The organism is Kitasatospora sp. NPDC057595 (assembly GCF_042800875.1).
GTDB lineage: Bacteria > Actinomycetota > Actinomycetes > Streptomycetales > Streptomycetaceae > Kitasatospora.
Genome location: NZ_JBHVGL010000003.1, coordinates 438,981 through 452,019 on the forward strand (window position 1 = coordinate 438,981; position 13,039 = coordinate 452,019).

At 75.6% G+C, this 13,039-nt stretch carries 12 protein-coding genes and 1 pseudogene; 7 read left to right on the forward strand and 6 right to left on the reverse strand.

The genetic code is table 11. From position 1 onward, the window contains the following. Genes ACFU9E_RS08075 through ACFU9E_RS08090 form a run of 4 tightly spaced genes read left to right on the forward strand, consistent with a single transcriptional unit; the run spans position 1 to position 4,543 of the window. The gene (locus ACFU9E_RS08075; RefSeq protein ID WP_380679723.1) at positions 1–1,071 is read left to right on the forward strand and encodes a polyprenyl synthetase family protein; all 1,071 of its coding nucleotides are present in this window, start codon (positions 1–3) and stop codon (positions 1,069–1,071) included. Next, positions 1,068–2,402 carry a cytochrome P450 gene (locus ACFU9E_RS08080; RefSeq protein WP_380679726.1) on the forward strand — a complete coding sequence of 445 codons (1,335 nt, stop codon included), beginning with the start codon at positions 1,068–1,070 and terminating at the stop codon, positions 2,400–2,402. The genes ACFU9E_RS08075 and ACFU9E_RS08080 overlap by 4 nt, the downstream gene beginning before the upstream one ends. After that, a complete protein-coding gene (locus ACFU9E_RS08085) occupies positions 2,399–3,655 on the forward strand; it encodes an FAD-dependent monooxygenase (protein WP_380679729.1) in 1,257 nt (418 codons plus the stop codon). Before ACFU9E_RS08080 ends, ACFU9E_RS08085 begins: the two co-directional genes overlap by 4 nt. A gap of 6 nt (positions 3,656–3,661) precedes the next feature. Continuing rightward, a complete protein-coding gene (locus tag ACFU9E_RS08090; protein ID WP_380679732.1) occupies positions 3,662–4,543 on the forward strand; it encodes a menaquinone biosynthetic enzyme MqnA/MqnD family protein in 882 nt (293 codons plus the stop codon). A gap of 10 nt (positions 4,544–4,553) precedes the next feature. On the opposite strand, the gene ACFU9E_RS08095 is transcribed toward ACFU9E_RS08090, so the two are convergent. Then, a complete protein-coding gene (locus ACFU9E_RS08095; RefSeq protein WP_380679735.1) occupies positions 4,554–4,856 on the reverse strand; it encodes a thioredoxin family protein in 303 nt (100 codons plus the stop codon). Further along, entirely contained in the window at positions 4,838–5,110 is a 273-nt protein-coding gene (locus ACFU9E_RS08100) for a hypothetical protein (protein WP_380679738.1), read from the reverse strand. Before ACFU9E_RS08100 ends, ACFU9E_RS08095 begins: the two co-directional genes overlap by 19 nt. A 241-nt stretch (positions 5,111–5,351) precedes the next feature. Between ACFU9E_RS08100 and ACFU9E_RS08105 the strand changes: the two genes are divergently transcribed. Then, positions 5,352–6,365 (forward strand): alpha/beta fold hydrolase, encoded by a 1,014-nt coding sequence (locus ACFU9E_RS08105; protein ID WP_380679741.1) that lies wholly within the window; start codon positions 5,352–5,354, stop codon positions 6,363–6,365. Positions 6,366–6,433: 68 nt separating this feature from the next. On the opposite strand, the gene ACFU9E_RS08110 is transcribed toward ACFU9E_RS08105, so the two are convergent. Continuing rightward, positions 6,434–6,868 (reverse strand): SsgA family sporulation/cell division regulator, encoded by a 435-nt coding sequence (locus ACFU9E_RS08110; RefSeq protein WP_380679744.1) that lies wholly within the window; start codon positions 6,866–6,868, stop codon positions 6,434–6,436. Then, on the reverse strand, positions 6,865–7,419 hold the full coding sequence (locus ACFU9E_RS08115; RefSeq protein ID WP_380679747.1) for a Dps family protein: 555 nt from the start codon (positions 7,417–7,419) through the stop codon (positions 6,865–6,867). The genes ACFU9E_RS08110 and ACFU9E_RS08115 overlap by 4 nt, the downstream gene beginning before the upstream one ends. Before the next feature lie 211 nt (positions 7,420–7,630). Between ACFU9E_RS08115 and ACFU9E_RS08120 the strand changes: the two genes are divergently transcribed. Together ACFU9E_RS08120 and ACFU9E_RS08125 are read left to right on the forward strand one after the other, a co-directional pair. Further along, positions 7,631–9,223, forward strand: a complete 1,593-nt coding sequence (locus ACFU9E_RS08120) for a serine protease (RefSeq protein ID WP_380679750.1) — start codon at positions 7,631–7,633, stop codon at positions 9,221–9,223. A gap of 113 nt (positions 9,224–9,336) precedes the next feature. Continuing rightward, a pseudogene (locus ACFU9E_RS08125) lies at positions 9,337–9,639 on the forward strand (ABC transporter permease); the annotation flags it as partial. 23 nt (positions 9,640–9,662) lie between these two features. Here ACFU9E_RS08125 and ACFU9E_RS08130 read toward each other — a convergent pair. Both ACFU9E_RS08130 and ACFU9E_RS08135 read right to left on the reverse strand, forming a co-directional pair. Then, positions 9,663–12,095, reverse strand: a complete 2,433-nt coding sequence (locus ACFU9E_RS08130; RefSeq protein ID WP_380679753.1) for an alpha/beta fold hydrolase — start codon at positions 12,093–12,095, stop codon at positions 9,663–9,665. 69 nt (positions 12,096–12,164) lie between these two features. Next, the gene (locus tag ACFU9E_RS08135; RefSeq protein ID WP_380679756.1) at positions 12,165–12,986 is read right to left on the reverse strand and encodes a lipase family protein; all 822 of its coding nucleotides are present in this window, start codon (positions 12,984–12,986) and stop codon (positions 12,165–12,167) included. Between the last annotated feature and the right edge of the window lie 53 nt (positions 12,987–13,039).

The window sequence follows — 13,039 nt, forward strand, 5'->3', positions numbered from 1 at the left end:
ATGCCGCCCGCTGGAACCGGCCCCGCGCCGCAGGGCCCGGACCTCCCCCGGCTCGCCGGCGACCTGTCGCGCGTCCGCGACCGCGTCGTCAAGGAGCTGACGCTGGACGACCCGGCGATCGAGGACGCCCTGCAGCACCTGGTCCGCCACCCCGGCAAGTTCCTGCGCCCCGCCCTGGTGCTCGGCGCCGCCGACCTGCTCGGCGCCGACGCCCCGGCCAGTGAGCAGGTGGTCACCGCGGGGGCGGCGGTCGAACTGCTCCACCTCGCCACCCTCTGCCACGACGACCTGTGCGACCGGGCCGGGGTCCGCCGCGGTGTGCCCACCGTCAACGCGCGCTACGGCGACAGTGCCGCCCTGGTGCTCGGCGACTACCTGCTCGCCACCGCCCTCGGCCTCGCCGCCACCCTGGGCCCGGAGGCGGCCGCCGCCGCGGCGCACTGCGCCCGGCGGATCTGCGTCGGACAGCTCGTCGAACTCCGCGAGACCGGCGACCCGGACCGCAGCGTCCCCGGCTACCTCGCCGCCGTCTCCGGCAAGACCGCCGAACTCCTCTCCTTCAGCGCGCAGTTGGGCGCCATCGCGGCCGGCGCCGACGAAGGCCGCCGGCGGGCCCTGGCCGCCTTCGGCCACCACCTCGGCGTGGCCTTCCAGATCTGGAACGACCTCGGCGACCTCACCGCACCCGGCGAGGGCGCCGGCCGGGACCTCGGCAACGCCGTCTACACCCTGCCCGTCCTGTTCGGGCTGGAGACGGCGGGCGACCGGCTGCGCCCGCTGCTGTCCACTCCTGACCAGAACCACGACCAGAACCACGACCGGACGGTCGCCGAGGTGCTCGCCGTGCTGCGCGACTGCGGCGCCCTGCAACGGGCCGCCGACACGGCGGGCGCCCGGCTGCGCACGGCCTTCGACTGTCTGGAGGCCGCCGACCTGCCCCGGCCGGCCGGCGTACCGGCGCTGCGCCGGATGCTGGCCGGCCTCCTGCCCGAGGTGGCGCAACTGCTCGACGCCCCACCCGGGACGGCCGGCTCCGCGAGAACGGCCCGCCCCGCGAAGGCGGCGGGATGAGCACCGCGGCGGTTCCCAGGCTCACGCCCGCCGAGGTGCTGCGGTTCGCCGCCGACCCGTTCACCGGCATGCTGCGCGCCCAGCGCGTCCACGGCGACGTGGTGGAGGTCGGGTACGGCCGCCAGCGCTCGACCTTCCTCTTCGGGCCGGAGGCCAACTCCTTCGTCTTCGCCAACCCCCAGCTGTTCTCCTGGCGCGACTCCTTCGAGGTGATGCTCCCGGTGCTCGGCGAGAGCGCCCTGCTGGTGAGCGACGGCGAGGGCCACCGCCGGCGCCGCCACCTGGTGATGCCCGCCTTCCACCGCCGCCGCATCGAGGACTACGTCCGCCTGATGGCCCGCAACACCGCCGCGACGGTGGACCGTTGGGACACCGGCCGGCATGTCGACCTCTACCGCGAGCTGCGCGCGCTGATCCGCCGCAACACCGTCGAGTCGCTCTACGGCTCCCGGCTGGCCGCCCAGAACGACGCCATCGGCGCCCGGCTGCAGATCGCCCTCGACGCCACCGACCTGCCCCTCGGGCTGCAGCTCTTCCTCACCCGCGTCCCCAACCCGGTCACCGCCCGGGCCGAACGGGCCCGCCGCTGGGTCGCCGAGCGGGTCCAGGCCGAGATCGAGCACCGGCGCCGCCACCCCGAACCGGACGGCGACGGCCTCGGCGCGCTGCTCGCGGCCACGGACGGCGCGGGCTGCCCGCTCGACGACGGCGAGATCCAGGACCAGGTGATCAGCCTGATCGTGGCCGGCTACGAGACGACCAGCGCCGCCATGGCCTGGGTGGTGCACGCCGCCCTGAGCACCCCCGGGACGTGGGAACGGGCCCGGGAGTCCGTCACCGCGCTGCTCGGCGACGAACCGGTGACGGTGGAGGCGCTGGAGAAGCTCGACTACCTGGACGGCGTGGTGCAGGAGGCGCTGCGCCTCCACCCGCCGGTGGTCGTCCTGCCCCGGGTCACGGCCCGGGAGGTCGAGTTCGCCGGCCGGCGGCTGCCGGCCGGCACCCGGCTGGCGATCAGCCCGTACGTGACGCACCGGATGTCCCGGGTCTGGCCCGAGCCCGCCCGCTTCGTCCCCGAGCGGTGGCGCAGCGGCCACCCGCTGCACCGGGAGGTGACCCCGGCCGGCTTCCTGCCGTTCGGGGGCGGCCGCCACCGCTGCATCGGCGCGCCGTTCGCGACCGCCGAACTCAAGACCATCCTCGTGGAGCTGCTCCGACGGACCGAGCTGACGCCAACCGGCCCGGTGACCCCGGTCAGCATCATGGCCATGCGCCCCCGCCGGGGAGTCCCCGTCGTGGTGCGCCGACGAAAGGCAGGCTCGCACGGATGAGGATCACCATCGTGGGCGGCGGCATCGCCGGGCTGACCACCGCGCTGAGCCTGCACGCCGCCGGCTTCGAGCCGCTGGTGTGCGAGGCGGCGCGGAGCATCGAGGCGGTCGGCGTGGGGATCAACCTGCTGCCGCACGCCGCCCGGGAACTCGCCGAACTCGGCCTGGCCGGCGAGCTGGACGCCGTCGCGCTGCGCCCGCGCCGGCTGAACTACTACGACCGGGCCGGCGCGCCGGTGTGGGAGGAGGCGCTCGGCGTCGACGCCGGCTACCGCTGGCCGCAGTACTCCGTCCACCGCGGCCGGCTGCACCTGCTGCTGCTCGCCGCCGCACGCGAGCGCCTGGGCCCCGACGCCGTCCGCACCGGCCTGCGGTTCCGGCGTTTCGAGCAGAGCGCGGACGGGGTCCGGGCCCACTTCCTGGACCGGGCGAGCGGCGCCCCGATCGTCGAGGAGTCCGACCTGCTGGTCGGCTCCGACGGCATCGACTCCGCCGTCCGCGCCCAGCTCCACCCGCACGAGGGCCCCTCCCACTGGAACGGCGTGCACATGTGGCGCGGCGTCGCGCCGTACCCGCACATCCTCGGCGGCCGGTCGATCGCCGTGGCCGGAGGCAGCCCCGGTGCCAAGTTCGTCGCCTACCCCATCGAGGACCCCGTCACCGAGGGCGGCGACGCCCTGATGAACTGGGTCCTGGAGGTGCGGCACGGCCCGTCCGCCGCACCGCTGGACCGCTCCAACCGCCGCATCGCGCCGGCCGAGGCGCTCGCCGCGCTGGCGGACTGGAACCTGCCCTGGATCGACCTGCCCACCCTGGTCGGGAACTCCTCGGCGATCTTCGAGTACCCGATGCTCGACCGCGACCCGCTGCCCCGCTGGAGCTTCGGCCGGGTCACCCTGCTGGGCGACGCCGCGCACCCGATGTTCCCGATGGGGATGAACGGCGGCTCGCAGTCCGTCGTCGACGCCCGGGTGCTGGCCTGGTGCCTGGCCCGGGAGCACGACCCGGTGACCGCCCTGCGCCACTACGACGAGCTGCGCCGCCCGACCGTCAACGCCGTCGTGCTGGGCAACAGGGAGCTGGGACCGGAGGAGATCATCGCCCTGGCCGCGGAGCACGGCGGCCCGTTGCCCGCCGACCGGGCCGAGGCCATCGCGCGGGGCTACAAGGAAATCGCCCTGGCCACCGTCGCGCAGGTGAACGCGCACACCTCCTGGACGGTCGCCCGCGACGCCGCCGACCGGGCCCGCTGAGGCCCCGTGACGACCGCCCCCGCCCGCCGACGGCCCAGGGTCGGCCACATCGCGTTCCTCAACTGCCTGCCCCTGCTCTGGGGGCTGGCCAGGACCGGCAGCCTGCTCGACCTCGACCTGACCACCGGTCACCCCGGCCGGCTCGGAGCCGCCCTGGTGGCCGGCGAGCTGGACATCGGGCCGATCAGCCTGGCGGACTACCTGGGCAACACCGACCGGCTGGTCGCCCTGCCGGACATCGCCGTCGGCAGTGACGGGCCGGTGATGTCCTGCCTGATCGTCAGCAGGGTGCCGCTGTCCCGGCTCGACGGCCGGACGGTCTCGCTCTGCTCGACCAGCCGGACCTCGGTGCGGCTCGCCCGGCTGCTGCTGCGCGAGCGGTTCGGCGTCCGGCCCCGCTACCGGGTCCGGCCGCCGGACCTGCCGGTGATGCTCGCCGACGCGGACGCCGCCGTGCTGATCGGCGACCCGGCGCTGCGGGCCGCCCTGCGCCACCCCGCGCCCGCCGGCCTTGAGGTGCACGACCTGGGCCGGCTCTGGCGGGAGTGGACCGGGCTGCCCTTCGTCTTCGCGCTCTTCGCCGCCCGCCGCGACCTCGTGCGGCGGGATCCGGCGACCGTGCACGAGGTCCACGCCAAGCTGCTGGCCGCCCGGGACCTCGGGCTGCGCGAGGTGGACCGGCTGTGCGGACGGGCGGCCCGCTGGGAGCCGTTCGACGCTGCGGCCCTGCGCCACTACTTCACCCGCGCGCTCGACTACGGCCTGGGCCCGCGGCAGCTGCTCGGCATCGCGGAGTTCACCCGCCTCGCCGGCGGCCCCGCCGCGGGCTTCCCCGCCGACGCCCGGCTCGACCTGCTGAACGCCTCCGCCATCACCGCCGAGCCCTGAGCGGGGGTGCTCAGCGAGCCCCGGCCGGCACCCGGCGCAGGGCGGCCTCCCCCGGCACGCCGGACACGGTGCCGTCGGCGTGGCGGTACAGCCGGCACGACAGGCTCGGCACGGCCCCGGGCGGGGCGAACGGGTCGCTGCCGTCGACCAGAACGGTCGGCGACCCGTACATGCCCCGCCCGACGGCCTCGGCCTCGTCGCGCACCTCGACCAGCTCCACCTCCGCCTGCCGCCCGTCCAGAGCGGCCTCGACCAGCTCCACGGCAGGCCGGGCGTTGGGGCAGCCCGCCACCGTCAACACCGTGATCCGCATCCGTCCGCCCTCCGGTTCGCGGTCACGCCGGCCGGTCCGCCGAGGACGGCGCACAGCTGGACGGGCAGCGGACCGGGCAGCGGACCGGGCAGCGGACCGGGCGGCGGACCGGGCGGCGGACCGCCGAACAGCAGGCCGGTCAGGACGAGTTCCCAGACCAGCACACCGGTCAGCACCGGCGGGAGCGCCGCGTGCGCCCGGTCCAGGGTGAAGGCGGTGCGGACCACCGCCGGCGAGGCGAAGGCCACGAACATCAGCACCCCACCGCGACAAGTCCCCCCCCCCCCCCGCCGCCTCGATGCCAGGGCCGCCGGACCCGCCCGCGACCCCGCGCGCCAGGTCGTCTCCCGGCCCCGCGCCGGTCGGCCTCCGCCGACCGCCACCAGACCCGAACGGCCGTGCGGGTTCACTCCCCGTGCGCAGCGCGAGGTGCTGCCGGGGCCCGGGTGTGCACAGGGTGGTGGCAGCCCCCACCCCATTCGAAAGGTTGGAATCATGGGCATATCACTGCCCCGTTCCCCGCTCCTCACCGCCGCCACGGTGGCGCTCGCCACCTGTGCCGTCGCCGCCACCGCCGCCCCCGCCCTCGCCGCCCAGGCCGGGGGCGGGCCGAGTGGTGGCGGCCGGCCGGGCGGCGGGGAGAAGCCGACGGTGGTCCTGGTGCACGGCGCGTTCGCCGACGCCTCGGGCTGGGACGCCGTCGTCGAACGCCTGCTCGCCGACGGCTTCCCCGTCCTGGCCCCGCCCAACGAGCTGCGCGGCGTGGCCAACGACGCCGCCTCCGTGGCCGAGTTGCTGAAGAGCATCACCGGCCCGATCGTGCTGGCCGGCCACTCCTACGGCGGCGCGGTCATCACCCAGGCCGCCGCCGGGAACCCGAACGTGCAGGCCTTGGTCTACGTGTCGGCGTTCATGCCCGACGTCGGCGAGTCCCCGGCCGAGCTGTCCGCCAAGTTCACCGGCAGCGAGCTCGGCACCGCGCTCAACCGCGTGCCCTTCAAGGACCGCGGCGGCAGCGGCACCGACCTGTACATCAAGAACGACAGGTTCCACGACGTCTTCGCCGCCGACCTGCCCGAGTCCCGGGCCCGCCGGATGGCCGCCGAGCAACGCCCGGTCTCCGAAGCCGGGTTCGGCGAGAAGCTCACCGCCGCCGCCTGGCACGACATCCCGTCCTGGTTCGTCGTCTCCGAGCAGGACAAGGCCATCGCCCCCGACCTCGAACGCTTCGAGGCCGAGCGCGGCAGGTCGCGCACCGTCGAGATCGACTCCTCGCACGTGTCGATGATGTCCCACGCCGATGTCGTCACCCGCCAGATCCGCGAGGCCGCGAGCACCGGCCGCGGCGGAAGCGACGGGCGCGGCGGACGCGGCGGCACGGCCCCGGCCGAGCTCGCGGCCACCGGCTCGCCCATCCGGGCCCTCGCCGCCATCGGCGCCGCCTCCGCCACCGCGCTGCTCTCCGGTACGGTGCTCACCCGCGTCGCCCGCCGCCGCGGCACCCGCTGAACGCACCCGCTGAACGCGCCCGCCGAACGCCCGCTGTCCGCCCGTACCCGAGGACCCGGTACGGGCGGTCAGCAGCGCCCCGGGCCACCCCCGGCCAATCGACCCAACTCGACGTCCCAGTCGATCAGTTCAGCCTCTCCGCCACGGGGCACCAGGGTGAAGACCTGATCGTGGAGCCAGCGCCGCACCGGTTCCACCGGCACGTCGATCACAGCGGTCCCGTCGTCCGCCCGGAGCGTGATCCGCAGCTCACGGCGGCCGTGGCAGCGGCACGGCGGCGCAACCCGCACATCGCCGATCCCGGCCGGCCGGTGCAGGCCCTTGCGCAGCAGGTCGCGGCAGAACTCCCAGGCCGCAGCCGCCCGGGCGAGGCCGGGGAACTCCACGACCACCGCGAACGGCGCGCCCCGACGGTACCCGAAGCGCACCGGGAGGTCGACGAACCGCCCTCCACCGAGCTCGAGCCGGGCGTCCAGCGTGAGCGTGGTGGAGTCTTCGGTCACGCGCCCGTGCCGGGGTCGGCGACCAGGTGCTCGGCGAGGAACCAGACCTGGGTCTCACCGGTGCGGACGATCTGGGAGACCAGCAGGTCCTGGGTGCCGTCGTCGCCGAGCTGCGCCGTGCGCGTGGCGGCGTCGCGCACGTCGCCCAGGATCGCCTCGTGCGCGTCGAGGAGCCGCGAGAGCATCGAGCGCACGTCCTCGACGCCGTCCGGCGGGCGCGGCACGCCGGTGATCTCGGCGGCGTGCCGGGGGTCGCCGACGGCGACGCCGCCGAGCATCTGCACCCGCTCGGCGAGGGCGTCGATCAGCTCCAGCTGCTCCTGGGCGTGCTTGTCGAAGAGCAGGTGCAGCTGGTAGGCCGTCGGCCCGCGCATGCCCCAGTGGTACTTCTTGTAGAGCGAGTAGAGGAACTGGGTGTCCGCGAGCACACGGTTCAGCCGCTGGCAGGAGTACTGCCGGGCGTCGTGGGAGAGCGCGATCGGCAGCTGGGCGACGATGCCGAACTCCTGGAGCTCGGGGCCGTGCTGATGGAGGCGCGGCTGGCTGGTCATGGTCACTCCTGGTGCGGTGCGTACGGATGGCCGGGTTCTTCGGGTCACCAGGCTAGGAACCCGCCGCCCCGGGTCCTGTCCCCACGGCGCACGGCCCGCAGCCGCCCAGCGCACCCGGAAACCGTCGGACCGGCGAGCCCGCCGGGACGGCAAGCACGCGCAGGTGGCCCGGATCACAGGAACTCCGGGGCCCGTGCGGGCAGGTCAGGGCATGAGCACTGCTTCCACACCCCGTCGGACCGTCCTGCGCACCCTGGCCGTCGCCGTCACGCTGGTCGGCGGCCTGACGCCCGCCTGGAGCGGAGCGGCCGTCGCCGCCGAGCCGCCGACGTACACCCTCACGATCCGCCACCTGGACCGCGCCGGCCACACGCCCGCGAGGTACGTCACCTCCGTCCTCGGCATCTCCGGCGCCGGCGCCGACCGCACGGAGCAGCCCTACGACGCCTCCGGCGTCACCACCCTGCGGCTGCCCAAGGGCCGGTACCTGCTGGAGAGCACGCTGTTCACCGAGCGGGCGGCCGACGGCACCGACTGGATCGTCCAGCCCCGGCTCGACCTCGACCGGGACACCACCGTCACCGTCGACGCGCGGACCACCGCCCCCGTCGACGTCCGGCCCGCCGACGGCTCCGCGCACTTCCTGCAGGCCGGGATGTTCCTGGAGGCCACGCACGAGGGCGCCACCAGGATGGCCAGCATGGTCAAGCTGACGCCGAACCCGCTGCGGGTGGCCCACCTCGGCCCCGACAGCGAACCCGGGTCGGTGCGGCAGTGGTACGACACGTACTGGGCGAGCGACACGGACACCTACGCGCTCGGCCGGACCTTCTCCGGCACCCGCGCGCTGACCGGACTCACCCACCACTACACCGCGCCGGAGCTGGCCACCCTGCGGATCCGCGGCGCGGCCCGGCCGGGCACCGGGGGGAGGGCGACCTTCGATCTGGGGCCGACCCCCGGACCGGCCGCCGGACCGACCATCGGCGTCGTGCAGGAGATGGCGTTCCCCGGCACCGCCACCGTCCACGTCACACCCCAACGCGGCACCTGGGACCTCGGCGTCGCGGCCCCCGGCGCCACGGGCGCCCCGGCGAACCGCTACTTCGCCAACGGCCTCGCGCTGCGGGCCGGGACCACGACCACCCACACCTTCGAGGGCCCGGTCTTCGGCCCCGCGCTCGCCGACCGGGCCGGTCTCGAACGCGACGGCGACACGATCACCGCGAACCTCCCGCTGCTCGCCGACGGCGACGGCCACGTGCCCTCGGCGCCGTCCTTCGACACGGCCTACACCGCGCTCTACCGCGACGGCGCGCTGATCGGCACCCGCTCCGGGGCGGACGCCGCGGCCGGGCGCGCCGCGTTCACCGTGCCCGCGGCCCCGGCCTCGTACCGCCTGGCCGCCACCGTCACCCGCAAGGCCGCGACCGGCGCGACCACCCGGGTGAACGCCTCGTGGACCTTCCCCTCGGCCGCGACGACCGGGCCGACCCCGCTGCCGGTGAGCGTCGTGCGGTTCTCGCCCGAACTGGACCCGGACGGCACCGCCGCGGCCGGCAGCCCGATCCGGGTGCCCGTCACCGTGCAGGGCGCCGCCGCGAACGGCCGGGTCCGCTCGCTGACGGTCTCGATGTCCGCCGACGGCGGCGCCTCCTGGACCCGGCTCCCGGTCGACGCCGGCGCCGTCACGGTCCCGAACCCGGCGGCGGCGGACACCGCCGTCTCGCTGCGCGCGGAGCTGACCGACGCCGACGGCAACACCCTCGACCAGACCGTCGTCGACGCCTACCGCACCCGCTGACGCTCGCTCGCTCACCCGCCCGGCGTTCGGGCGGGCGAGCGAGCAAGCGGTCACCCTGATGATTCCGCCGATCGCGCTGCCCGGCACCGCCACCGGCCCCTCGGCCGAGGAGGGCCTCGGCGGACCTCGGGGCGCACACCTTGCGGACCTTCCGGTACATCACCTTCCCGGCCCTGTGGCCGGCGCTCCCGGCGGGCGGGCTGCCGGCCTTCGCGCTCTCCTCCGACGAGATCGTGGTGACCGCCTTCACCGCCGGACCCGGCGTCCAGACCCTGCCGCTGTGGATCCACGCCAACCTGGCCCGGCCCAACCAGACCCCCGTGGTCGACGTCGTGGGCGCGATCCTGGTGCTGCTCTCCGTCGTTCCGGCGAACCTCGCCCCACGGCTGTCCGCCGGCTCCCGCGGCCCGGCCTGACCGAGCGGCCCGCCCCGGCCCGGTCAGGCCCAGAAGTCCAGCGCCAACTCGGCGCATTCCTCCGCGCGTTCGATCTGCGGCATGTGACCGGTGGCCCGGAACAGGTGGGTGCGGGCCTTCGGCAGGGCCACCCGGGCCGCGGCCAGCTGCCGGGCAGGCAGCACGCGGTCGCGCTCGCCCCAGACGACGAACACCGGCAGACCCAGCGCGCCGACCCCGGCGAGCAAGTCGCGCCGCCAGGCCTCGCGGGCGCCGCGCGGCGAGCCGAGGTCCGCCAGGACCTCCAGCATCGCGTCCGCCGCGCCGGGCCGGTTCGCCAGGCGCAGCGCGTGCTCGATCCGGGCGGTCGTGGCGAACGACGGGTCGTGGAAGATCGCCCGCTCGGCCCGGGCGACGGCGGGACGGCCGGGGCGGCTCAGCAGCATCCGGCCCAGCGGGCGGACCGCCAGGATCCGCAGGGCGGCGGTGACATCGCGGCCGAAGCCCGCGCTGCCGGCCAGCAGCAGGCTGTGCACCCGGTCGGGCGCGTCGACGGCGAGCCGCATGGCGACGGCGCCGCCGAGGGAGTTGCCCGCCACCCGGACCGGCTCGCGCACGCCGAGTTCGTCGAGGAAGGCGCGCACCGCGGCGGCCAGGGCGGGCAGGGTGGCCGGACCGGGCAGCCGTTCGGAGCCGCCGAAGCCCGGCAGGTCGAGGCTGATGACGCGGTGCCCCTCGGCGAGGAGCCGGTGCTGCTCGCTCCAGTCCTCCAGGGATCGGGCGAGGCCGTGGATCAGCAGGACCGGCCGGCCCGTCCCGGTGTCGCGGTAGCGCACGCGCCGCCCGGCCACCGTGACCGTTCGCGGGCCGTCACCGCCCGCCGCCCCGGCCGCGACGGGCGAGGAGAAGCGCAGGGCGGCGTCGGCCGCCGGGCCCTCGGCCAGGATCCGGCGGTCGCGCGGGTAGTTCTGGTGCACCCGCCACGGGGCGGTCGTGCCCTGGCTGGGGAAGTCCTCCAGCGCGCGCCGGACGTACCCGGAGCTCAGGCCGATCAGGGGCTCGCGCTCCAGGGTCGCGGGCGCGACCGGGGTGACCACCTGCTGCCCGGTCGCGTCCAGGTGGGTCAGCAGGCGGCAGACGTAGCGGGCGACCAGGTCGGCCTTGAGGGTCCAGGAGGCGTTGGTGTAGCCGATGGTGAAGGCGAAGTTGGGGATGTCGGAGAGCATCATCGCCCGGTACGCGACGTGCCGTCCGAGCTCGATCTCCCGGCCGTCGACGGCCAGCCGCATCCCGCCGAGGGCGAGCAGGCTGAGCCCGGTGGCGGTGACGACGATGTCGGCCGGCAGCTCGGCGCCGGACTCCAGGCGCAGGCCGTCCGGGGTGAGGCGCTCGATCCGGTCGGTGACGACCTCGGCGCGGCCCGAGCGGATCGCCCGGAAGAGGTCGGCGTCCGGTACGGCGCACAGCCGCTCGTCCCAGGGGGCGTAGCGCGGGGTGAAGTGCGTCGCCACGTCGTAGCCGGCGGGCAGGCTGCGCCGGACGCCGCCGATCAACAGGCGGCGCGCCAACCGGGGTGCCCGGCGGGCGAGTTGGTAGGTGGCCAGGCCCACCCGGATGTTCTTCCAGCGCACGATCCGGTTGGCGGTGCGCGGCGGCAGCGCCCGGCGCAGCGTGTCGGCGAGGACGTCCCGGGCGGGGAGGCTGACCAGGTAGGTGGGGGAACGCTGCAGCATCGTCACCTTGGCGGCCCGCGCGGCGAGCGACGGCACCAGGGTGACCGCGGTGGCGCCGCTGCCGATGACGACGACGCGCTTGCCGGTGTGGTCGAGGTCCTCGGGCCACAGCTGCGGGTGGACGAGGCGGCCCGCGAAGTCCTCGGTGCCGGGGAAGTCGGGCGTGTGGCCGCGGTCGTAGCGGTAGTAGCCACTGCAGGCGTAGAGGAACCGGCAGGTGAGCGTCACCGTCCCGCCTCCGCCGCCACCGGGGTCGCCCGGGCCGCCGGGGTCGCCGAGTTCGGCGGTCACGGTCCAGCGCGCCTCGGCGCTGGACCACTCGGCGCGCACCACCCGGTGCCGGTAGCGGACCAGGCGGTCCACGCCGTACTCGCCCGCCGTGCGCCGGATGTACTCGCGGACGGAGGCGCCGTCCGCGATCGCCTTCGCGCCGGTCCAGGGCGCGAAGGCGTAACCGAGGGTGAACATGTCGGTGTCGGAGCGGACGCCGGGGTAGCGGAAGAGGTCCCAGGTGCCGCCGATCGCGTCCCGGGCCTCCAGGATCGCGACGGACCGCCCGGGGTGCTCGCGCCGCAGGTGACAGGCGGCGCCGATGCCGGACAGCCCGGCTCCGACGATCAGGACGTCGAGGTGCTCCGGCCCGGTCGGCCCGGTCGGCCCGGTGTGCGCGGTGTGCGCGGTGTGCGCTGCGGTGTCCACGGGGGTCATCGCTGGGGCCTGGCCCAGCCGGCGGTTCGGCGACATGCCGCCCAGCCTCGAAACCGCACGCGGGGCGTGTCAAGTCCCGGCCGACCTCCGGCACCGGCCGGGCCGTCAGGCGAGCGCCTTCTCCAGAGCGGCCAGGTAGTTGCGCATCAGGTGGTCGCGGATGCCCTCGCCGTCCGGGGAGAAGGCGGCGGCGCCCAGGCCCTTGGCCCGGTCGCCCACCGCTCCGACCAGCCCGTTCCTGCCCCGGACGTGGCCCTCGGAGTCGATCCGGTGCAGCGTCTCCACATGGGTGAACGCGGGCTCCGGGGGCAGCTCGGGCACGATGTCGTTGTCGTGCACGAAGCGGTGGGTGCGCCCCTGGAGACCCTTGTCGTACGCGGCGGCGAGCAGCCGGTCGCAGGTACGGGGCTGGCCGAAGGTGAAGACGCCGTCGGCCTGGAGCCGGGGGTCCTCCAGGCTCAGCCGGGCGGCGCTGAGCATGGCGAGGGCCCCGCCGAGGCTGTGGCCGGTGAACCAGACGCTCTGCCCGTCGGTGCGCAGGTCGGCGATGGCCTTGGCGACGTCGGGGTACACGGATTCGAGGGCCTCGGCGAAGCCGTAGTGGACGTAGCCGGTGCGGGCGGGTCCGGGCCAGGGCGGGGTGGTCGCGTCGGTGAGCCAGTCGCGGATCTGGGCGGGCTCGGTGCCGCGGAAGGCGGTGACGATCATGCCGTCGCCGGCCATGGTGTAGGCCTGGGTGTCCTGGAGCGGGAACGGCGGGGTGAAGCGGGTCTGATGGTGACGCACCGTGTCGAAGCCCCACGCGCGGGCCTGCGCCTCGATGGTGGCCTCGTCCTTGTAGGCGAGTTCGGCGGCCTTGGCCAGGTTGTAGGCCAGTGGAAGGCTGAATCCGGCGGCTTGCTGGTCGAAGGCGGTGGGTACGGCCACGGGAACGCTCCTGTCGGGTCGACGGGTGGGACGGCGGCGCCACGCCGGCCCCC